This is a genomic window from Streptomyces sp. SLBN-8D4 (assembly GCF_049739545.1).
Lineage (GTDB): Bacteria > Actinomycetota > Actinomycetes > Streptomycetales > Streptomycetaceae > Streptomyces > Streptomyces canus_C.
On the sequence record NZ_JBMGQC010000001.1, the window covers coordinates 1,667,334 to 1,689,053 of the forward strand.

Sequence of the window (21,720 nt, forward strand, 5' to 3'; positions counted from 1 at the left end):
TCGCTGTCATCTCAGTCCACCCATCTCAGTCCACCACCGTCATGAGGTCGTTCCCGGTGGCCTCGGCCTCGCGCGACCGGTCCGGGCGGGCGAGCGCCACCTGTACGGCGGTCACCTTGTACTCGGGGCAGTTGGTCGCCCAGTCGGAGTTCTCGGTGGTCACCACATTGGCGCCGGTGACGGGGTGGTGGAACGTGGTGTACACGACCCCGGTCGGCATGCGGTCGGAGATCTCCGCGCGCAGGGTGGTCTGCCCGACACGGCTGGCCAGGGTGACCATGTCGCCGTGGTTGATGCCGCGGACCTCGGCGTCGTGCGGGTGCAGCTCCAGTACGTCCTCGGGGTGCCAGGCGACGTTGCCGGTACGGCGGGTCTGGGCGCCGACGTTGTACTGGCTGAGGATGCGCCCCGTGGTGAGGACCAGCGGGAAGCGCCGGGTGCTGCGTTCGTTGGTCGGTACGTAGGAGGTGACGACGAACTTGCCCTTGCCGCGCACGAATTCGTCGACGTGCATGATGGGCGTGCCCTCGGGCGCCTCCTCGTTGCACGGCCACTGGACGCTGCCGAGCTTGTCGAGGAGGCCGAAGGACACTCCGGTGAACGTCGGCGTGACCGAGGCGATCTCGTCCATGATCTGGCCGGGATGGCCGTAGGACATCGCATAGCCCATGGCGGTGGCGATCTCGCTGACGATCTGCCACTCGTGCTTGCCGGTCTTCGGTTTCATCACCGAGCGCACCCGGTTGATGCGACGTTCGGCGTTGGTGAAGGTGCCGTCCTTCTCGAGGAAGGACGCGCCGGGCAGGAAGACGTGGGCGAACTTCGCGGTCTCGTTGAGGAACAGGTCCTGGACGACGACCAGTTCCATGGCTTCGAGGGCGGCGGTGACGTGCCCCAGGTTGGGGTCGGACTGGGCGATGTCCTCGCCATGCACGAACAGGCCGCGGAAGGTGCCGTCGATGGCCGCGTCGAACATGTTGGGGATGCGAAGTCCCGGCTCGGCGAGGAGGGTTCCGCCCCACAGGTTCTCGAAGACGGTACGGACCGCGTCGTCGGAGACGTGCCGGTAGCCGGGGAGTTCGTGCGGGAAGGAGCCCATGTCGCAGGAGCCCTGCACGTTGTTCTGGCCGCGCAGCGGGTTCACACCGACGCCGTCGCGGCCGATGTTCCCGCACGCCATCGCGAGGTTGGCCATTCCCATGACCATGGTCGAGCCCTGGCTGTGCTCGGTGACGCCGAGACCGTAGTAGATGGCTCCGTTGGGGGCCTCGGCGTACAGCCGTGCGGCGGCCCGGAGTTCGGCGGCCGGTACGCCGGTGATCTCCTCGACGGCCTCCGGGCTGTTCTCCGGGCGGGCGATGAACTCGGCCCACTCGTCGAAGCCTTCGCACCGTGCGTCCACGAAGGACCGGTCCACCAGGCCCTCGGTGACGACCACGTGGGCCATCGCGTTGACCACGGCCACGTTGGTGCTGGGCCTCAGCTGGAGGTGGTGCCGGGCCTCGATGTGCGGGGAGCGCACGAGGTCGATGCGGCGCGGGTCCACGACGATCAGCTTCGCGCCCTCGCGCAGCCGGCGCTTCATCCGGGAGGCGAACACCGGGTGCCCGTCGGTGGGGTTGGCGCCGATCACCACGATGACGTCGGCCTCGGCGACCGAGCGGAAGTCCTGGGTGCCTGCGGACTCCCCGAAGGTCTGCTTGAGGCCGTATCCCGTCGGGGAGTGGCAGACGCGGGCGCAGGTGTCGACGTTGTTGTTGCCGAAGGCCGCGCGGACCATCTTCTGTACGACGTAGACCTCTTCGTTGGTGCACCGTGAGGAGGTGATGGCGCCGATCGCGCCGGAGCCGTGCCGGTCCTGGATCTCGCGCATCCGCCGGGCGACGGTGCCGATGGCCTCGTCCCAGTCGACCTCGCGCCAGGGGTCGGTGATCCGGTCGCGGACCATGGGCTTGAGCCGGCGGTCGGGGTGGGTGGCGTAGCCGAAGGCGAAGCGGCCCTTGACGCAGGAGTGGCCCTCGTTGGCGCCGCCGTCCTTGTGCGGGACCATGCGCACGAGTTCGTCGCCGCGCAGTTCGGCCTTGAAGGAGCAGCCGACCCCGCAGTACGCGCAGGTGGTCACCACCGACCTGGTGGGCATGCCGAGTTCGACGACCGAGCGCTCCTGGAGCGTGGACGTCGGGCAGGCCTGGACGCAGGCTCCGCAGGAGACGCACTCGGAGTCCATGAAGGACTCCCCCGCCCCCGCCGAGACCTTGGAGTCGAAGCCGCGCCCCTCGATGGTGAGGGCGAAGGTCCCCTGGACCTCGCCGCAGGCGCGCACGCAGCGGGAGCAGGCGATGCACTTGGACGGGTCGAAGTCGAAGTAGGGGTTCGAGGTGTCCTTCTCGGCATCGAGGTGGTTCTCTCCCTCGTAGCCGTAGCGGACCTGTCTGAGACCCACCACCCCTGCCATGTCCTGGAGTTCGCAGTCGCCGTTGGCGGGGCAGGTGAGGCAGTCCAGGGGGTGGTCGGAGATGTAGAGCTCCATGACGCCCTGGCGGAGCTTCTCCACCTTCGGGGTCTGGGTGCTGACCTTCATGCCGTCGGCACAGGGGGTGGTGCAGGAGGCCGGGGTGCCGCGCCGGCCGTCGATCTCGACCACGCACAACCGGCAGGATCCGAACGCCTCCAGGCTGTCGGTGGCGCAGAGTTTGGGTATGTCGACGCCTGCCTGCGCGGCCGCGCGCATCACCGAGGTGCCCTCGGGGACGGTCACCGGCAGACCGTCCACCTCCACGCACACCGTGGCCGGGCCTGGCCGTTCAGGGGTTCCGAAGTCGGGTTCCTTGAGCAGGCTCATGCCGTGCCCTCCGTCGCTTGTACGGGGTGGATCTCCAGCAGCCGACGGCCGCCGAGGAAGTCGTCGGGGAAGTGGGTCAGGGCGCTGCGCACGGGCAGCGGGGTCAGCCCGCCCATCGCGCACAGCGAACCCTCGGTCATCAGGTCGCAGAGGTCTTCGAGCAGGGCGAGGTTCTCGTCCCGGTGGGTGCCGGCGACGATCTTGTCGATCACCTCGACGCCGCGCACCGCGCCGACCCGGCACGGTGTGCACTTGCCGCAGGACTCCTCGGCGCAGAACTCCATCGCGAAACGGGCCTGTGCGGCCATGTCGACGCTGTCGTCGAACACGACCACGCCACCGTGGCCGACCATCGCCCCGGCGGCCGCGAACGCCTCGTAGTCCATGGGCAGGTCGAACATCGACTCCGGCAGGTAGGCCCCGAGCGGGCCGCCGACCTGCGCGGTGCGCACCGGGCGTCCGGAGTGGGTTCCGCCGCCGTACTCCTCGATGAGTTCGCGCAGGGTGATGCCGAAGGCGGTCTCGACGATGCCGCCCTGGGCGATGTTGCCGCCGAGCTGGAACACCTGGGTGCCGCGGGAGCGTTCGACGCCGAGGCGCTCGTACGCCTGCGCGCCCTCGGCCAGGACGACGGGCACGGTGGCGAGGGTGAGGACGTTGTTCACCACGGTCGGTCTGCCGAACAGGCCCTCGATCGCCGGGATGGGCGGTTTCGCGCGGACCATGCCGCGCTTGCCCTCCAGGCTCTCCAGCATGGAGGTCTCCTCGCCGCAGATGTACGCGCCGGCGCCGACGCGGACGTGCAGGTCGAAGTCGAGTGCGGAGCCGAGGATGCCCTTGCCGAGCCAGCCGTGCTCGCGCGCGACGCCGATCGCCCGGCGCATCGTGGCGATGGCGTCGGGGTATTCGGAGCGGATGTACAGGTAGCCCTCGCTCGCGCCGACCGCGTGTGCGGCGATCGTCATGCCCTCGATGAGCATGAACGGGTCGCCCTCCATGACCATGCGGTCGGCGAAGGTCCCGCTGTCGCCCTCGTCGGCGTTGCAGCAGACGAACTTCAGCTCGTCGGCGCAGTCGAGCACGGTCTTCCACTTGATGCCGGCCGGGAATCCGGCTCCACCGCGGCCGCGCAGTCCGGACGCGGTGACCTCGGCGACCACGTCCGCGGGGGCCAGTTCCAGTGCGGTGCGCAGTCCGGTGAGGCCGCCGTGCGCCTCGTAGTCCTCGGCGGACAGGGGGTCGGTCACGCCGACCCGGGCGAAGGTGACGCGGTTCTGGCGTGCCAGCCAGGGCAGTTCGTCGACGATGCCGAGCCGCAGGGGGTGGTCCGCGCCGTCGAGCATCCCGGCGGAGAGGAGTCCGTCGACGTCCTCGGGGGCCACCGGGCCGTAGCCGACGCGTCCTTGGGGGGTCACCACCTCGACCAGGGGCTCCAGCCACAGCATGCCGCGCGATCCGTTGCGTACGACGTCCAGGGCGAAGTCGCCACGGTCGGAGGCGTGTTGGAGGGCCTGTGCGACCTCGTCCGCGCCGACGGACCTGGCCGCGGAGTCGCGGGGGACGTAGACGGTGGCCGTGGAGTGCGCGGCGTTGCTCATGGGGTTGTTCATGGCGTTGTTCATGGGGTCGTTCATGAGGAGACCGTCCCGTTGAGGATCGAGCCCAGCCGGGCCGGGCCGACGCGTCCGTACAGCCGCCCGTTCGCCTCCACGGAGGGTCCGAGCGCGCAGTTGCCGAGGCAGAAGACCTGCTCGACGGTGACCGAGCCGTCCGCCGTCGTCTCCCCCAGGGCCAGGCCGGACTCGCGGGCGTAGGCGACCAGTTGGTCGGCACCCAGTGCCTGGCAGGCCTCGGCGCGGCAGATGCGCACGGTGGTGCGGCCCGCGGGCTCGCGGCGGAAGTCGTGGTAGAAGGTCACGACTCCGTGGACGTCGGCCCGGGAGAGGTTGAGCTCCTCGGCGAGCACCGGCACGGCCTCCTGCGGCACATGGCCCAACTCAGCCTGGACGGCGTGCAGTACGGGCAGCAGCGCACCGCGCTCGCCCCGGTGCCGGGCCACCGCCCTCCGGACCACGCTCTCGACCGTCACGTCACTCCCGCTGGTCGTCATGATCGCTTCGCCTTCCGTCACGCGGGTCCCCGACGAGGGGCGCAGGAGACTCGGAACCATACTCCATACAGACTTCTGTATACACAACCCTGCCGCAGGGGAAGGACTGTCCTGCCGTACGGAAGGACTCAGTCAGGGGACCTAGGTACCGCGTGCGCCGACCAGGGCTGACCCGCCGCCGACCCCCACCATGTTGCATACCAAAACCTGTATGCTGACGCGGCCGTCGGCAACCTCCGGGCGGCCCCCACTTGGCACAGCCGCCGCCCTGCGACACCGGCGGCAGAACGGGACCACCATGCGCGAGGCACTCACGGCCGCAGCGTCCCGGCGCGTCACCCGCCCGGCACCGCTGCGTCAGGCCGTGTACGACGCCCTGGCCGAGCTGATCATCAACGGCTCCCTCAAGCCCGGCCAGCATCTGGTCGAGGCCGAGCTCGCCGAACACCTCGGCGTCAGCCGCCAGCCGGTGCGCGAGGCCCTCCAGCGGCTCCAGACCGCCGGCTGGGTGGATCTGCGGCCCGCCCAGGGGGCCTTCGTCCACTCCCCCACCGAGGAGGAGGCCGCCCAACTCCTCGGCGTCCGGGCGGTCCTCGAGACCTACTCGGCCCAGCTCGCCGCCAAGAACGCGAAGCCCGAGGACATCGCGCGTCTCGACGAGCTCCAGCTGGAAGGCATCGCCGCTCTCGCCGACGGCGACGTCGAGCGGCTGGTCTCCGCCAACACCGCGCTGCACGACTTCATCACCGCCGTCGCCGACAACGCCGTGCTGGCCGAACTGATCGCCCAGGTGGGCCAGAAGGTCCGCTGGTACTACACGCCCATCGCCAAGCCCCGCGGCAAGGAGGCCTGGAACGAGCACACCCCGCTCATCAGGGCCATCGCCAAGGGTGACGCGCACCAGGCGGGCGAGGTCATGCGCAAGCACACCGAGCGCACGACCGAGTTCTACCGCAAGCAGATCGCGGCCAGGGCGAACCAGGACTGACGTCTGGCCGGGCATGGTTCAGGACGCGGCGAGGGAGCCGGGGGGACGGCGTGCGCTCCCAGGATCACTGGCCGCGTTCAGGGCCGGGTCGAGGACTGGGTCCAGGGCCGGTTCCAAGGCCGGGTCGAGGACGGGTGGGCGGCGGGTTTCCGCGGCGGCCCGCAGTTCGAGCAGCCACGGCAGGACCGTGCGCAGCACGACGTCGAGTCCGGCGCCGTCCGCGCCGAGCATCGCCTCGGCGGGCACCAGCACCGGGTCGGCGAACACCGTGGACGTCGCGCTGCCGCGGGGTCCGGCGGCGCCGGGCCGCGCGGGGACGAACAGGTCCGGGGCGTGCGCCGGGACCGCCCAGAGCGTCAGCCCGTCGGGCGCGGCGAGGGGCCGGGAGGACCAGACATAGAGATCGGCCTCCCCCGCCGCGACCACCCGCTGCTTGCGGGCCCGCAGGGCCACCACCGCACCGGAGCGGGTGGCCACGGAACGCGGCACGAGGAGCTGGGAATCCGCCGCCGGCCCGTCCCCCTCCCTCTCCCCCGTCCCCTCTTCCTCCGACTCCGCGAGGGCGAGACTGGCGAGATGGCGTCCGGCGGCGATCTCGGCGCGCAGCCAGGGACCGCCGTGGGCCTCGATGACGGCGACGGCCGTGTAGTGCGACTGGAGCACGGCCGCAGTCGCCGGGCAGACGCGCGCCGTCCGCGCGACCACGTCGACGGCTTCGGGCAATCCCCGTCCACCGCCGCCGAATTGGGTGGAGACGGTGAGTCCCAGGATCCCCGCGTGACCGAGGGACGTCACGGCGCCGCGAGGGAACCGGCCCCGGACGGCCGCCGCTTCGGCGACGGGTCCTGCTAGGCAGGTCAGGACTTCGGAGAGAGCGGTGCGGTACGACACGGGGCATCCCCCTCGGGCGTGGCTGCTGGTCCACTGTCGAACGATGATTGCATACAGTATTCTGCATGGGAAGGTGCCCGCGCCAGGGGTCAAGCCGGGCAATTTCCGGGACTCGGCACTGTGCGAGACACGGCAATGGACTCGGCACTGTGCGAGCCACGGCAATCTGACGGACGGCTCGACCCACCAGCCGAACGAGGGAGACAGGGCCGATGCCCGACACACCCACCGTGACAGCCCGTGGCCCGATCAGCAGGCCCACCCCACTGCGCCAGGCGGTCTACGAGACCCTGACCGAACTGATCATCAACGGCTCGCTCAAACCCGGTCAGCACCTTGTCGAGGCGGAACTCGCCGAGAGTCTCGGGGTCAGCCGGCAGCCGATCCGTGAGGCGCTGCAGCGGCTCCAGACCGCCGAGTGGGTCGACCTGCGCCCTTCCCAGGGGGCGTTCGTCCACTCCCCCACCACCGAGGAGTGCGCCCAACTCCTCAGTGTCCGGGGCCTCCTGGAGGCCCATTCCGCGCGCGGCGCCGCCCAGCACTCCACTTACCGGGACATCGCTCGCCTGTGGGAGCTCCAGCAGGCCGGTCTGACCGCCCTCGCGGCCGCGGACGCCCGGGCCATCGTGGAGGCGAACGCCGCCCTCCACGGTCACATCACCCTGCTGTCCCGCAACGCGGTCCTCGCCGAACTCATCCCTCAGGTCGACCGGCGGGTGCGCTGGTACTACATGCCCATCGCCCGGCCCCGCGGCAAGGACGCCTGGAACGAGCACGCGAGGATCATCGAGGCCATCGGCGAGGGCTCCCCCGACCGCGCGGAGGAGCTGATGCGCCGGCACACCCGCAACACCACCGAGTTCTACTGCCGGCAGATCGCCGCGGTGGTGGGCCGGGGTGACTGACCCCGCCCATCACCGCCCGTTTTGACGCCCACAACAGGCCGGGGTGGCTCAGGAGTTCGGAGCTGTCTCCCGCAACAGCCCTGTCGTGACGTCGAAGACGAAGCCGCGCACGTCGTCGGTGTGCGGCAGGAACGGCGAGGTGCGCACGCGCTGCATGGACTGCCGTACGTCCTGGTCGACGTCCCGGAACGCCTCCACCGCCCAGGCGGGGCGCTGACCGACCTCCAGCTCCAGTTCGTGCCGGAAGTCCTCGGTCAGGGTCTGCAGACCGCAGCCGGTGTGGTGGATGAGCGCCACACTGCGAGTGCCGAGGGCGCGCTGACTGATCGTCAGGGAGCGGATGGTGTCGTCGGTGACCACACCGCCCGCGTTGCGGATGGTGTGGCAGTCGCCGAGCTCCAGGCCGAGCGCGGCGTGCAGGTCGAGGCGGGCGTCCATGCACGCCACGACGGCCACGTGCAGGACGGGGCGGGCACCCATGCCGGGGTCGGTGAACCGGGCGGCGTAGGCGCGGTTGGCTTCCACGAGCCGGTCGGTGACCGTCGCGGTTCGGGGTACGGAAGTCGTCATGTGGGGCTACCTCACTCCGGTCGGGTCGGGTCTGGTCGATCAGATGACGCCTTGCTCCTTGAGCTGGGGCAACTCGTCCCGGGTAAGCCCGAGTTCGCCGATGTAGATGTCCTCGTTGTGCTGGCCGAGGAGGGGTGGGGTGGTGATGGTGGTGGGGGAGTCGGAGAGTTTGAGGGGGTTGCCGACCGTGGTGAACGTGCCACGGTCGGGATGGGCGACCTCGACGATCATGTCGTTGTCGGCCAGGGAGGCGTCCTCGATGATCTCCTTCGGGGACAGGATCGGCCCGCACGGGATGTTGTGTGCGTTGAGTTGTTCCAGGACCTGCCATTTGGGCAGGGTCGCGGTCCATTCCTCGATCAGCTGGAACATCTTCGCCAGCTTCGGCAGCCGGGCCTCGGGGGTATCCCACTCGGGATCGGCGGCGAGTTCGGGACGGCCGATCAACTCGCTGAGCGGCTGCCAGCCGACGGGCTGGACGATGACGTACACGTAGTCGTTGGGCCCGCCGGGCGCGCACCGGACGGCCCAGCCGGGCTGCCCGCCCCCCGAGGCGTTCCCGGAACGCGGGACCTCATCTCCGAAGTCGTCGTTGGGGTATTCGGCCAAGGGTCCGTGCGTGAGGCGTTGCTGGTCGCGGAGTTTGACCCGGCACAGGTTCAGCACCGCGTGCTGCATCGCCACGTTCACCCGCTGCCCCCGCCCGGTCCTCTCGCGCTGGAAGAGCGCGGCCAGGATGGCGGCGACGGCGTGGATGCCGGTGCCCGAGTCGCCGATCTGCGCGCCGGTGGCCAGCGGCGGCCCGTCCTGGAACCCGGTCGTGGCCATCGACCCGCCCATCGCCTGCGCGACCACCTCATACGCCTTGAAGTTCGTGTACGGGCCCTGGCCGAAGCCCTTGATCGAGGCGTACACGATCCTCGGGTTGATCTCACGGATCCGGTCCCATGTGAACCCCATCCGGTCCACCGCGCCCGGCGCGAAGTTCTCCACCAGCACATCCGCACCCCGCACCAGCGCCGTCAGGATCTCCCTGCCCCGCTCCGTCTTGAGGTTCAGCGTGATGCTGCGCTTGTTGCAGTTGAGCATCGTGAAATACAGCGAGTCCACGTCCGGGACATCCCGCAACTGCCCGCGCGTGACGTCCCCGCCCGGCGCCTCCACCTTCACCACATCCGCCCCCAGCCACGCCAGCAACTGCGTCGCCGACGGACCCGACTGCACATGCGTCATGTCCAGCACCCGCACACCATCAAGCGCCAACGTCATGCTCGCCACCCCATCTCTGCGTCGTCGTGTGTTCGCCGGTGGCCGGGCGGCGCCCCTTCCCGGTGCGCCGCCCCGGCCTTTCTCACGGCATCAGCTGGTACTCGGGGAAGTTCCCGGGCAGCCGTTCGCCGGCCGGACCCTGGGTCACGGCGCGGATCAGCAGTTCGCCGCCGACGAAGGCGCCGCTCCAGGAGGCGCCGAACCCGCCGAACAGCTCGTCGCGGTCGCCGCGGGAACGTGGCTTGCCGTGGCCGATCTTGAACGCGCGGATCTGCGGGGCGAGCCGGTCGAAGGTGGCCCGGTCGTCGGTGGACAGGGTGGCCACCAGGGCGCCGTTGGAGGCGTTCATCGCGGCCAGCAGTTCCGCCTCGGTGTCGACCAGGACGATGGTGTCGACCGGGCCGAAGGGTTCCGCGTGATGCAGGGGTGAGGAGGGGGGCGGGTTGAGGAGGGTGACCGGCTGGACGTATGCCGAGGTGTCCTGGCCGGGCAGGAAGCGGGCGTCGGCCTCGCTGCCGCGGTGCACGGGGACGGCTCCGCGGTTGATGGCCTCGGCGACCTGGTCGCGGAGTTCCTTCGCCTTGGCCGCGTTGATCACCGGCCCGAAGTCCAGTGCCGGGTAGGGGTCGTCGGGGTGTTCGACGGCGAGGGGGTGGCCGAGGCGCAGGGTGCGCACGGCGGGGAGGTAGGCCGTCAGGAACTCGTCGAACAGCTCGCGCTGGACGACGAACCGCGGGTAGGCGGTGCAGCGTTGCTTGCCGTAGTCGAAGAGCTTGGGGATGACGGCGGTCAGCGCGTCCCAGTCGGTGTGGTTCCAGATGCCCCAGGTGTTGAGTCCCTCCTGTTCGAGGACGTGGCGCTTGCCGAGGTCGGCTACGGCCGTGGCGACGGCGGCGCCGGTGTCGCGGCCTCCGACGAAGGAGACGCAGCCGATCTCGGGCGCCCGCACCAGCGCCTCGGACAGCTCTCGCCCGCTGCCGCTGACGAGGGTGACGGGAATCCCCTCGCGGGCGGCGAGCGCGCAGGCCAGGGTCAGACAGGCGACGCCACCGTCGGTCGGGGTCTTGGCGATGACCGCGTTGCCCGCCAGGGCCTGTACCAGCATGGCGTGCACGAGCACGCTCATCGGGTAGTTCCAGCTGGCGATGTTGGACACCGGGCCGTCCAGCGGGGCGCGGCCCTCGACCATGGGTTCGATGCCGTCGACGTACCAGCGCACGCCGTCGATGGCCCGGTCGACGTCCGCCTGCGCGAGCCGCCAGGGCTTGCCGATCTCCCATACCAGCAACAGGGCGAGGAGTTCGCGGTGCTGGGTGAGGGCGTCGAGGGTGGCCGCGACGCGGGCCCGGCGCTCTTCGAGCCGTATGTGCCGCCAGGCGCGGTGCTGGTCGAGGGAGGCGCGGACGGCGTGGTGGGCGGCTTCCCGGTCCAGACGCGGCGGGCCGGCGATCGGGCTGCCGTCGACGGGGCTGGTGGCGGGCAGTGCCCGGCCGTCGGCCCGCCAGGCGGAGGCCCAGAGGTTGAGGACGCGGTCGTCCCGGAAGGCCTCGGGGGCGACGGCGAGGCAGCGTTGCCAGGCGTCGTTCCAGGAGGTGCCGGACTTCACCACGAGGTGGGTGGAGTTGAGGGTGGTGGTCATGCGATGTCTCCGCTCTCGGTGCACAGTCGGGGGCGGGGTGTCTGAGGGCGCGGCGGGGCCGGGCGAGTCTCCGTCCGCCGCCGTGTGGGGGTCCGGGTCAGGCGTGAGGGGCCTCGCGGACCGTGTCCAGCAGGGCGAGCACGAGGCGGGCCGTCTCGGTGGGGGTGTTCCCGACCTTGACGCCGACCGCCTCCAGCGCCGCCTTCTTCGCCTGCGCCGTGCCCGCCGAACCGGACACGATGGCGCCGGCGTGGCCCATGGTCCGTCCCTCGGGCGCGGTGAATCCGGCGATGTAGCCGACGACGGGCTTGGTGACGTGCTCACGGATGTACGCGGCCGCCCGTTCCTCGGCGTCCCCGCCGATCTCCCCGATGAGGACGATCAGTTCGGTGTCGGGGTCGTCCTGGAAGGCGGCCAGGCAGTCGATGTGGGTGGTGCCGACGACGGGGTCTCCGCCGATGCCGACACAGGTGGAGAAGCCGATGTCGCGCAGCTCGTACATGAGTTGGTAGGTGAGCGTGCCCGACTTGGACACCAGGCCGACGCGGCCGGACCTGGTGATGTCCGCCGGGATGATGCCGGCGTTGGACTGGCCGGGGGTGATCAGGCCGGGGCAGTTGGGGCCGACGATCCGGGTCCCCTTCTTCCTCGCGTACGAGGTGAAGGCGACGGAGTCGTGGACGGGGATGCCTTCGGTGATGACGACGGCCAGGGCGATTCCCGCGTCCACGGCCTCGACGACTGCCGCTGCGGCGAAGGGGGGTGGCACGAAGACGACGGTGACGTCCGCTCCGGTCGCCTGTATGCCGTCGGTGACCGAGCCGAAGACGGGTACGGCCCGGTCGTCGAAGTCGACTCGCTGTCCGGCCTTGCGCGGGTTGACGCCGCCGACCACGTTGGTGCCGGCCACGAGCATGCGCCGGGTGTGTTTCATGCCCTCGCCGCCGGTCATGCCCTGGACGAGGACCCTGGACTCCTTGGTCAGGAAGATGGCCATGTCCCTCTCCTTCAGCCGGCGTTGGCGAGTTCGGCGGCGCGGCGGGCTGCGCCGTCCATGGTGGTGGCCTGCTGGACCAGGGGGTGGGCCCGTTCGTCGAGGACGGCCCGGCCGCGGGCGGCGTTGTTGCCGTCGAGTCGCACGACGAGGGGTTTGGTCAACTCGACCTCGTCCAGGGCCCGGACGATGCCGTCGGCGACCGCGTCGCAGGCGGTGATCCCGCCGAAGACGTTGACGAACACGGACTTCACGGCCGGGTCCGACAGGATGACCGCCAGTCCGTCGGCCATGACCCGGGCCGAGGCGCCGCCGCCGATGTCGAGGAAGTTGGCGGGACGGGCTCCGCAGCCGGCGACCACGTCGAGCGTCGACATGACCAGGCCGGCGCCGTTGCCGATGATGCCGACCGAGCCGTCGAGCTTCACGTAGTTGAGGCCCTTCGCGGCGGCCGCGGCCTCCAGCGGATCGTCGTACGCCATGCTCCCGATGCCCCGACGGGGCTGCCGGAAGCGGGCGTTGCCGTCGAGGGTGACCTTGCCGTCGAGGGCGAGGATGTGCCCCTGCCGGGTCCGGACGAGCGGGTTCACCTCGACGAGGACGGCGTCCTGGCCGACCAGCACCTCCCAGAGTCGTACGAGAACGTCGACGGTCTGTGGCGGCAGTCCGGCCGCCTCGGCGATCTCGCCCGCCTTCGCCGAGGTGACGCCCTCTGCGGGGTCGATCGGTATCCGGGCGACGGCCTCCGGGCGGACCGCGGCGACCTCCTCTATGTCCATGCCGCCCGCCGCCGAGGCGATCGCGAGGAAGCGTCCCGCGGCCCGGTCGAGGACGTAGGCGACGTAGAACTCGCCCTCGATGTCCACGGGTTGGGCCAGCATGACCTTGCCGACCGTGTGTCCCTTGATGTCCATGCCGAGGATCCGGCGTGCCGTCCTCTCGGCCTCGGCCGGGTCGGCGGCGAGCCTCACTCCGCCCGCCTTGCCTCGTCCACCGGTCTTGACCTGCGCCTTGACGACGACGCTGCCGCCGAGCCTGCGGGCCATCACCCGTGCTTCCCGGGGCGAGTCGGTGACCTCCGCCCTGGGCACCGGGATCCCGCGTTCTTCGAAAAGCCCCCGGGCTTCGTGCTCGTACAGGTCCATGCTTGGGCTCCCGTCTCAAAGTGCACGACTCAAAAGTGCTGCACGCCCCCTGGACATCACCCATCGGATGCGGGATAACAATCTTCATACAGTATTCGTCGACTGTATGCAATGTGCCAAACATGGCCGTGAGGTGATCCGTGACGACGTTGGCGCTTGATGGTGTGCGGGTGCTGGACATGACGCATGTGCAGTCGGGTCCGTCGGCGACGCAGTTGCTGGCGTGGCTGGGGGCGGATGTGGTGAAGGTGGAGGCGCCGGGCGGGGACGTCACGCGCGGGCAGTTGCGGGATGTCCCGGACGTGGACTCGCTGTATTTCACGATGCTCAACTGCAACAAGCGCAGCATCACGCTGAACCTCAAGACGGAGCGGGGCAGGGAGATCCTGACGGCGCTGGTGCGGGGTGCGGATGTGCTGGTGGAGAACTTCGCGCCGGGCGCGGTGGACCGGATGGGGTTCACGTGGGACCGGATCCGTGAGATCAACCCGAGGATCGTGTACGCCTCGATCAAGGGCTTCGGCCAGGGCCCGTACACGAACTTCAAGGCGTATGAGGTGGTCGCGCAGGCGATGGGCGGGTCGATGGCCACGACCGGGTTCCAGGACGGGCCGCCGCTGGCCACCGGCGCGCAGATCGGCGACTCGGGCACCGGCATCCACGCCGTCGCCGCCATCCTGGCCGCGCTCTTCCAGCGCGAGAGGACCGGGCGGGGGCAGCGGGTGAACGTGGCGATGCAGCACGCGGTGCTGAACCTGTGCCGGGTCAAACTCCGCGACCAGCAACGCCTCACGCACGGACCCTTGGCCGAATACCCCAACGACGACTTCGGAGATGAGGTCCCGCGTTCCGGGAACGCCTCGGGGGGCGGGCAGCCCGGCTGGGCCGTCCGGTGCGCGCCCGGCGGGCCCAACGACTACGTGTACGTCATCGTCCAGCCCGTCGGCTGGCAGCCGCTCAGCGAGTTGATCGGCCGTCCCGAACTCGCCGCCGATCCCGAGTGGGCCACCCCCGAGGCCCGGCTGCCGAAGCTGGCGAAGATGTTCCAGCTGATCGAGGAATGGACCGCGACCCTGCCCAAATGGCAGGTCCTGGAACAACTCAACGCACACAACATCCCGTGCGGGCCGATCCTGTCCCCGAAAGAGATCATCGAGGACGCCTCCCTGGCCGACAACGACATGATCGTCGAGGTCGCCCATCCCGACCGTGGCACGTTCACCACGGTCGGCAACCCCCTCAAACTCTCCGACTCCCCCACCACCATCACCACCCCACCCCTCCTCGGCCAGCACAACGAGGACATCTACATCGGCGAACTCGGGCTCGGTGACGAGGAGTTGCGGCTTCTCAGGTCGGGCGGGGTGATCTGACGTGGTGAACCGGAGCCACGTTCCCGGGCCCCTGGGCGGTGGTCCATGACGTGAACGAGCGCGGGGTCCGGCGGCGGTGCGCGTCGGCGGACCCCGGGATCCGTGCGCGCACGAAAGGAATTTGGACAGGGGGCGCTGGCCAGATCTTTCGACGCAAGGAGTGCTTGAAGACTATGACAGCCATCGACTACTCGTCGTCCGCCGCCTTCAGGGAGGTGACGGACCGCAACGGCCGCGTGTACCGGGTCGGCGAGACCGACCGGCACATCATGGGGCGACCACGATGGACCATGGTGCTCTTCCCGTGGATGGGCATGCTGGGCATCAGTTCCTCGGAGTACGCGTTCACGTCGGCCGAGGACACACTGCACGAGGCGCATCTGTGGAGCAGTGGGCACATCTTCTGGCTGATGGGCGTCTGGGTGTTCTTCCAGGCGGCCGTGGCCTTCCCGGCCGGGCAGCTCAGGGAGAGCGGAAAGCTTCCGGCCCGGTACGCGATGATGCTCGGCGCGGTGGGCACGATCTTCGGCTACATCTCGCTGGCGTTCGCGCCGAACGTGATCTTCGCCTATCTGGGCTTCGGCGTGTGCAGCGGTATCGGTGCCGGTCTTGTCTACGCGACCTGCGTGAACATGGTCGGCAAGTGGTTCCCGGAGCGCAAGGGCGGCAAGACCGGCATGGTCAACGGCGGTTTCGCCTACGGCTCGGTGCCCTTCGTCTTCCTGTTCACCTCGTACATGGACCTCAGCAACTACCGGGGCGTCCTGGTGACGGTGGGCCTCGTCTGCTGCGCGATCGTGGCGTTCGCCGGGTGGTTCTTCAAGGACCCGCCGAAGAACTGGTGGCCGCCGCACGTCGACCCGCTCAAGCAGACCGACGACCCGAAGATCCGGCGGGCGCTGGAGAAGAACCCGCCGGCCGTCAAGCAGTACACCCCGAGGGAGGCCGCGCGCACGCCCGTCCTGTGGATGATGTGGTTCTGCCTGCTGTGCACGGCCGGGATCAACATCTTCGGCATCGCCTTCCAGGTGCCGTTCGGCAAGGACATGGGCTTCGCGGGCGGGATCGTGGCCACGGCGATGTCCCTGAAGGCGATCGTCAACGGCACCGGGCGCGGGGTGATCGGCTGGATCTCCGACAAGTTCGGCCGTCGCCACACCCTGATCATCGTCTGTCTGGTGCTGGGCACCGCCCAGTTCGGGGTGCTGGTCTCCGGCCAGATGGGCAGCATGCCGTTCTTCCTCTTCTGCTCCATGGTCTCCGGCTTCGGCGGCGGCGCGATCTTCCCGCTGTTCGCCGCGATGACGGCCGACTACTTCGGTGAGAACAACAACGCCTCCAACTACGGCATGGTCTACAGCTCGAAGCTCATCTCGGGGCTCGTCGGCTCCGGTGTCGGCTCGATCGTGGTCGGCGCCTGGGACTACCAGGGCGCGTTCGTGCTGGCCGGCTCCATCGGCCTGGCGTCCGCGGTTCTCGCGCTGTTCCTGAAGGCGCCCGGCAGGCCTCAGACCAGCCGTCGGACCGTACCCAACCCGCAACCGCTCGGCGAGGAAATGGCCTGACATGACGGCAGATCCGTACGCAGCACGCAGCGAGACCGACAAGACCCCACACTCCACCGCCGCATCACGTCCCTACCGAGAAGTGACCGACGCCAATGGCCGCGTCTACCGCATCGGCGAGACCGACCGGGACATCCTCGGTCACTCGCGCAAAATCATGGTGTATCTGCCCTGGATGACCATGATGGCCATCAGCGTCTTCGAGTACGCGTACGGCTCGGCCGAGGACACTTTGTCCCACGCCCACGGCTGGACGCAGAGCAACACCTTCTGGATCCTCAGTGTCTGGGTCTTCTTCCAGGCCGGCATCGCCTTCCCGGCGGGCTGGCTGCGGGAGAAGGGCGTCCTGACCGCCCGCAAGGCCATGTACATCGGCTCGGGCATGTGTCTGGTCGGATTCCTCGCCCTGTCGCACCTGGGCAACGTCTGGCTGGCGATCCTCGGATTCGGCGTCATAGGGGGAATCGGCGCCGGACTGGTCTACGCGACCTGCATCAACATGGTCGGCAAGTGGTTCCCCGAACGCCGGGGCGCCAGGACCGGGTTCGTCAACGGCGGCTTCGCGTACGGATCACTGCCCTTCATCTTCATCTTCAACTACGGCTTCGACACGGCCAATTACCACCGCGTCCTGGACCTCATCGGCTGCTACATCCTGATCGTGGTCGTCGGGTGCGCGTTCTTCTTCAAGGACCCGCCGAAGAACTGGTGGCCCGCGGACATCGATCCGCTCACCCACGGCGGCGGTGGGAAGGGGACCGGCGCTCTGGCCAAGAACCCTCCGGCCGTACGGCAGTTCACGCCGAAGGAGGCCGTCAGGACCGGCATGCTTCCCCTCATGTGGATCGCCCTCGTCATGACCGCGGGAGTGTCGATCTTCGGGATCTCCTTCCAGGTCGACTACGCCAAGGAGGTCGGTTTCGGGCCGCTGGTGGCGGCCTCCTCGATGGGCGTCATGGCCGTCATCAACGGCGTCGGGCGCGGGGTGGTGGGCTGGCTGTCCGACAAGTGGGGCCGCAAGTCCACGCTGGTGTTCGTGATCGTCGTCCTGGGTCTCGCGCAGTTCGGCGTGATCTGGGCGGGCGACATCAAGAGCGAGTCGTTGTTCCTGGTGTTCGCGTTCCTGTCCGGGTTCGGGGGCGGTGCGTTCTACCCGTTGTTCGCGGCGCTCACCCCGGACTACTTCGGGGAGAACTACAACGCCTCCAACTACGGGCTGGTGTACAGCGGCAAGCTGATCTCCGGCCTGTTCGGCGGCGGCCTGGGCTCCATGGTCGTCGCGGCCTGGGGCTACGACGGGGCGTACGCCCTGGCCGGCGCCACGTCGATGCTCGCGGCGGCGATCGCCCTGCTGCTGCGGCAGCCGGGACGGCCCCGGAGCGGAGCCCCGGCACCACAGCCACAAGCCGCGGCCTGAGCAAGGCGGTTCGGACAGCGGGCGGCCCCTTCCCCACGGCGTCGGGAAGGGGCCGCCGCCTGATCCGATGGCTGGGCGTTGTCCGGTTGCCGGGTGCGGATCGATGGCCGGGTGCTGACCGATGGCCGCCTGACCCGAGGGCCGGGTACTGGCCGACGCCGCACTGCCCCAATGGGGGGTGCCGACCGATTGCCGACTGCCGACCCATGGCCGGGCACTGACCCACGGCCGCCTCACCCGAGAGCCGGGGTGTCGACCGATGGCCCAACGCTGACTGACGGCCGGCCGGGCGCTGATCGACAGCCGCCTGACCCGACAGCACGCTGCCGACCAATTGCCAGGTGCTAATCAACCACCGCCCCATCCGTCGCCGGGCGCTATCCGTCGGCCGCCTGATCCGACGGCCCGGCGCCGTTCGGCGGCCACGGGCCCTGAACTACTTGACGGCGTCGTACGTCACTTCTCGCGGTCGTGGTACATCTTCCGCGTGTGTTCCGTGTGTTGCCGCATGATCGCGGTGGCGCGCTGCTCGTCCCGGTCGGCGATCGCCGCGATGAGCTCACGGTGCTCGATCCAGGACTGGCGGCCGCGCTGCCGGGCGACCGGCGTGTAGTACCAGCGCACCCGGCGGTCGACCTGCCCCGCCAGCTCGGCGAGGACCGCGTTGCCCGCCAACTCCATGACCTTGGCGTGGAGTCGGGCGTTCAGGGCGACCGCGGCGTCCACGTCGTCGGCGGCGACCGCGCTCTCTCCCTGTGCGCACAGGTCCTCCAGTACGGCGATCCCGGCGCTGCCCGCGTTCGCGGCGGCGAGCCGGGCCGCCTCGGCCTCCAACAGCGTGCGCACGGTGAGGAGTTGGTCGGCCTCCTCGTCGGTCGGCTCGTGCACGAACGCGCCCTGGGCGGGCCGCAGATCCACCCACCCCTCGGTGTTCAACCGCTGAAGAGCCTCCCGCACCGGCTGCCGGGACACCCCCAGATGACCCGCCAGCTCACTCTCCACCAGATGCTGACCCGGCTGGAGAGCACGGGTGGTGATGAGTTCCAGCAGCGCGCCGTAGACACGGTCGCGCAGTGGACCGGGGCGCTCGAGCCTGGGCACCGTCCCGTACGGCAGTCCTGTCGTCGGCAACATCACGGTCCCTCCTGTACAGCGCTCGTCGCTGCAGCTGAGAGCCAATTATGAATTGGTTTTCGCCTACAGTCTACGGCGCACAACCCCCGTCGGCCCGGCACTTACGGGGGCGTAGCAGCAGCTCATGGGCCTTGGTGACGTCAGAACCCTTGCTGAGCACTCTCTCCATCCTGTAGACAATATCCAGTCGACAAAGTCGGCAGTTCCTCGGTCACCCTCACCGAACGGAGCTTCCACCCATGAAAGTCGCAGTCCTCGGCGCCGGAGCCATCGGTGCCTACGTCGGCGCGGCACTCCACCGCGCCGGCGCCGACGTCCATCTCATCGCCCGCGGTCCGCATCTAGCGGCCATGCGGGAGCACGGTGTCCAAGTCCTCAGCCCGCGCGGCGACTTCACCGCCCGCGCCCACGCCACCGACGACCCGGCCGAGATCGGCCCGGTCGACTACGTCTTCCTCGGCCTGAAGGCCAACTCGTACGCGGCGTGCGGGCCGCTCATCGAGCCCCTGCTCACCGACACCACCGCGGTCATCGCGGCCCAGAACGGCATCCCCTGGTGGTACTTCCACGGGCACGGCGGCCCGCACGACGGGCACCGCATCGAAAGCGTGGACCCGGGTGGCGCGGTCAGTGCGGTGCTCGCTCCCTCCCGGGCCATCGGGTGTGTCGTCTACGCGGCGACCGAGCTGGAAGGGCCGGGGGTCGTACGGCACCTGGAAGGCACCCGGTTCTCGATCGGCGAGCCGGATCGCAGCCTCTCGCCCCGGTGTCAGGCCTTCAGCGAGGCCATGCAGGCCGGCGGGCTCAAGTGCCCGGTCGAGCCGAACCTGCGGGACGACATCTGGCTCAAGCTGCTGGGCAACATCTCCTTCAACCCCATCAGCGCGCTGGCCCGTGCCACCATGCGCCAGATGTGCCTGCACGGCGGCACCCGCAAGGTCATCGAGACGATGATGGCCGAGACCCTCGCGGTCGCCGAGGCGCTCGGCTGCACCGTCGGTGTCTCCATCGAACGCCGTCTCGCCGGCGCCGAGCGCGTAGGTGACCACCGCACCTCCACGCTCCAGGACCTGGAGCGCGGCAAACCGCTGGAACTCGACGTCCTGCTCACCGCGGTCATCGAGCTGGCGGAGATCACCGGTGTGGACGTGCCCACGCTCCGCACCGTCCACGCACTCTCCGACCTCCTCGCGCTCCGGGCCGTCGCATGACGGAACGGGGCACCCACGCCGTCGGGCCGTCACCCCGGATCCGGCCGAAGGCCGGCGCCGGGGTCGCGTTGGCCCATGCGATCGGCCGGGAGATCATCCGGGCGGGGCTGGCCGACCGGGCGTTCATCGAGTGCTCGACCTCCGGGTTCGAGGAGTACCGGCGGCTCGTCGAGCCGTGGACGGTGTCGCTCGCGGTGAAGGTGACGGGCGTACCGGCCGCTGTCGTGCGGGAGTTGGCGCACACCTATGCGCGCGGCGAGCCGTTACGGGCGTTCGTCGGCACCGGGCACGAGGAGGTCCGCGCGCTGACCGACCTTGCGCTGCTCACCGGCCGCGGTCACGACGGTCGAGCGGGGCGGACACCTTTCCACCTGGTCCAGCACTCCTCTCCCGTCGACCTGACGGACGAGGAGTATCCGGTCCGGCTCACCAAGGGGCGCCGTACGGACTCGTACAACACCCTCGTCCAGAGGGGCGGTTCGGCGTCGCCGTTGCGGCGGACCGAGTGTGTCGAGCTGAGTCCGGAGGACGCCGAGCGCTATGGCGTGGTGGTCGGCGAAGAGGTGCGGGTCATCACCCGGCGGGGCTCGACGACTGCGCCGGTGTGGGTGGATCCGGCGCTGCGGCCCGGTCTGGCGTTCATGAGCGGCCGTCCGCCGGACGGGACGGACGCCAACCGGGGTGCGTACAGGGCTGGTTGTCCCATCGCGGGGACCGTGGAGTTCCAGGCCGCCGCGATCCGGATCGAGAAGTTGCCTGTCGAGAAGATGCCCGTCGTGGCGATACGGAGGTGAGACCGGACATGGGACGAGTCACGGAACGACGCAAGGTGATCCGCATCCGCGACGGGGCCCTCTCGTCCCGCCCGGACACCCTGGTCGCCGAGGAACCCCTCGAAATCCGCCTCAACGGCAAACCCCTCGCCATCACCATGCGCACCCCCGGCGACGACTTCGCCCTCGCCACCGGCTTCCTCGTCAGCGAAGGCGTCCTCGCCCAGCAGAACGACCTGCAGAACATCGTCTACTGCGCCGGCGCCACCACCGACGGCTCCAACACCTACAACGTCGTCGACGTCACCACCACCCCCCACGTCCCCATCCCCGACATCACCCTCCAACGCAACGTCTACACCACCTCCTCCTGCGGCCTGTGCGGCAAAGCCAGCCTCGACGCCGTCCGCACCACCACCCACTGGCCCATCCACGACACACCCCCGGTCCGTGTCAGTCCCGACCTCCTCGCGAGCCTCCCCGACCGGCTCCGCGCAGCCCAACGCGTCTTCGACCGCACCGGGGGCCTGCACGCCGCCGCCCTGTTCACCGAACACGGCGAACTCCTCGACATACGCGAAGACGTCGGCCGCCACAACGCCGTCGACAAACTCATAGGCCGCGCCCTCCAACACGGCCACCTCCCCCTGTCCCGCACCATCCTCCTGGTGTCGGGCCGCGCCTCCTTCGAACTGGCACAAAAAGCCGTCATGGCCGGCATCCCCCTCCTCGCCGCCGTCTCCGCACCCTCCTCCCTCGCCGTCGACCTCGCCACCGAGACCGGCCTCACCCTGATCGGCTTCCTGCGCGGCCCCTCCATGAACGTGTACGCGGGAGAGAACCGCATCACCCTGACGGCCGTCGCGGCCGCCCCGGGCTGACGGTCCTTTCCGC

General features: G+C 69.7%; 17 protein-coding genes and 1 pseudogene. 8 read left to right on the top strand and 10 right to left on the bottom strand.

The window, feature by feature from the left end; genetic code table 11:
* Positions 1 to 25 precede the first annotated feature (25 nt).
* From fdhF to RKD20_RS07700, 3 genes are read right to left on the bottom strand one after another with little or no spacing between them, the layout of a single operon-like run.
* On the bottom strand, positions 26 to 2,842 hold the full coding sequence (fdhF, locus tag RKD20_RS07690) for a formate dehydrogenase subunit alpha (protein ID WP_424877044.1): 2,817 nt from the start codon (positions 2,840 to 2,842) through the stop codon (positions 26 to 28).
* Positions 2,839 to 4,440 carry a formate dehydrogenase beta subunit gene (locus tag RKD20_RS07695; protein WP_424883169.1) on the bottom strand — a complete coding sequence of 534 codons (1,602 nt, stop codon included), beginning with the start codon at positions 4,438 to 4,440 and terminating at the stop codon, positions 2,839 to 2,841. The genes fdhF and RKD20_RS07695 overlap by 4 nt, the downstream gene beginning before the upstream one ends.
* 32 nt (positions 4,441 to 4,472) lie before the next feature.
* A complete protein-coding gene (locus tag RKD20_RS07700; protein WP_424877045.1) occupies positions 4,473 to 4,952 on the bottom strand; it encodes a formate dehydrogenase subunit gamma in 480 nt (159 codons plus the stop codon).
* A 298-nt stretch (positions 4,953 to 5,250) separates the two neighbouring features.
* On the opposite strand from RKD20_RS07700, the gene RKD20_RS07705 reads away from it, so the two are divergent.
* Positions 5,251 to 5,940, top strand: a complete 690-nt coding sequence (locus RKD20_RS07705) for a GntR family transcriptional regulator (protein WP_424877046.1) — start codon at positions 5,251 to 5,253, stop codon at positions 5,938 to 5,940.
* A gap of 18 nt (positions 5,941 to 5,958) precedes the next feature.
* On the opposite strand, the gene RKD20_RS07710 is transcribed toward RKD20_RS07705, so the two are convergent.
* Positions 5,959 to 6,831: an acyl-CoA dehydrogenase family protein gene (locus tag RKD20_RS07710; RefSeq protein WP_424877047.1), complete on the bottom strand. Its 873-nt coding sequence runs from the start codon at positions 6,829 to 6,831 to the stop codon at positions 5,959 to 5,961.
* Between the two features lie 212 nt (positions 6,832 to 7,043).
* Here RKD20_RS07710 and RKD20_RS07715 point away from each other — a divergent pair, with 212 nt between their 5' ends.
* Positions 7,044 to 7,736, top strand: a complete 693-nt coding sequence (locus RKD20_RS07715; RefSeq protein ID WP_424877048.1) for a GntR family transcriptional regulator — start codon at positions 7,044 to 7,046, stop codon at positions 7,734 to 7,736.
* Between the two features lie 48 nt (positions 7,737 to 7,784).
* Here the strand turns inward: RKD20_RS07715 and RKD20_RS07720 are convergent, their stop codons facing one another.
* The 5 genes from RKD20_RS07720 to sucC all read right to left on the bottom strand — a co-directional run bounded on the left by RKD20_RS07720 (position 7,785) and on the right by sucC (position 13,353).
* Positions 7,785 to 8,306 carry a beta-class carbonic anhydrase gene (locus RKD20_RS07720; protein WP_424877049.1) on the bottom strand — a complete coding sequence of 174 codons (522 nt, stop codon included), beginning with the start codon at positions 8,304 to 8,306 and terminating at the stop codon, positions 7,785 to 7,787.
* Between the two features lie 39 nt (positions 8,307 to 8,345).
* The gene (gene frc, locus RKD20_RS07725) at positions 8,346 to 9,575 is read right to left on the bottom strand and encodes a formyl-CoA transferase (RefSeq protein WP_424877050.1); all 1,230 of its coding nucleotides are present in this window, start codon (positions 9,573 to 9,575) and stop codon (positions 8,346 to 8,348) included.
* Positions 9,576 to 9,657: 82 nt separating this feature from the next.
* A complete protein-coding gene (locus RKD20_RS07730; RefSeq protein ID WP_020124993.1) occupies positions 9,658 to 11,214 on the bottom strand; it encodes an aldehyde dehydrogenase family protein in 1,557 nt (518 codons plus the stop codon).
* 97 nt (positions 11,215 to 11,311) lie between these two features.
* On the bottom strand, positions 11,312 to 12,211 hold the full coding sequence (sucD, locus tag RKD20_RS07735; protein ID WP_424877051.1) for a succinate--CoA ligase subunit alpha: 900 nt from the start codon (positions 12,209 to 12,211) through the stop codon (positions 11,312 to 11,314).
* Positions 12,212 to 12,222: 11 nt separating this feature from the next.
* Positions 12,223 to 13,353: an ADP-forming succinate--CoA ligase subunit beta gene (sucC, locus tag RKD20_RS07740; RefSeq protein WP_424877052.1), complete on the bottom strand. Its 1,131-nt coding sequence runs from the start codon at positions 13,351 to 13,353 to the stop codon at positions 12,223 to 12,225.
* A gap of 140 nt (positions 13,354 to 13,493) precedes the next feature.
* Here sucC and frc (RKD20_RS07745) point away from each other — a divergent pair, with 140 nt between their 5' ends.
* The 3 genes from frc (RKD20_RS07745) (at position 13,494) to RKD20_RS07755 (ending at position 17,708) form a co-directional block, all read left to right on the top strand.
* Positions 13,494 to 14,726 (top strand): formyl-CoA transferase, encoded by a 1,233-nt coding sequence (gene frc, locus RKD20_RS07745; protein ID WP_424877053.1) that lies wholly within the window; start codon positions 13,494 to 13,496, stop codon positions 14,724 to 14,726.
* Between the two features lie 173 nt (positions 14,727 to 14,899).
* Complete coding sequence (locus RKD20_RS07750; RefSeq protein WP_424877054.1) at positions 14,900 to 16,291, top strand: OFA family MFS transporter; 1,392 nt, start codon at positions 14,900 to 14,902, stop codon at positions 16,289 to 16,291.
* A 1-nt stretch (position 16,292) separates the two neighbouring features.
* On the top strand, positions 16,293 to 17,708 hold the full coding sequence (locus tag RKD20_RS07755) for an OFA family MFS transporter (RefSeq protein WP_424877055.1): 1,416 nt from the start codon (positions 16,293 to 16,295) through the stop codon (positions 17,706 to 17,708).
* Positions 17,709 to 18,164: 456 nt separating this feature from the next.
* Here RKD20_RS07755 and RKD20_RS07760 read toward each other — a convergent pair whose 3' ends face one another.
* Complete coding sequence (locus tag RKD20_RS07760) at positions 18,165 to 18,839, bottom strand: GntR family transcriptional regulator (RefSeq protein ID WP_424883170.1); 675 nt, start codon at positions 18,837 to 18,839, stop codon at positions 18,165 to 18,167.
* A gap of 242 nt (positions 18,840 to 19,081) precedes the next feature.
* On the opposite strand from RKD20_RS07760, the gene RKD20_RS07765 reads away from it, so the two are divergent.
* From RKD20_RS07765 to fdhD, 3 genes and pseudogenes are all read left to right on the top strand, one after another.
* Positions 19,082 to 20,053: a 2-dehydropantoate 2-reductase gene (locus RKD20_RS07765; protein ID WP_424877056.1), complete on the top strand. Its 972-nt coding sequence runs from the start codon at positions 19,082 to 19,084 to the stop codon at positions 20,051 to 20,053.
* A 347-nt stretch (positions 20,054 to 20,400) separates the two neighbouring features.
* Positions 20,401 to 20,847, top strand: a pseudogene (locus RKD20_RS07770) (molybdopterin dinucleotide binding domain-containing protein); the annotation flags it as partial.
* Between the two features lie 8 nt (positions 20,848 to 20,855).
* Positions 20,856 to 21,707 carry a formate dehydrogenase accessory sulfurtransferase FdhD gene (fdhD, locus tag RKD20_RS07775; RefSeq protein ID WP_424877057.1) on the top strand — a complete coding sequence of 284 codons (852 nt, stop codon included), beginning with the start codon at positions 20,856 to 20,858 and terminating at the stop codon, positions 21,705 to 21,707.
* The last annotated feature ends 13 nt before the right edge of the window (positions 21,708 to 21,720 follow it).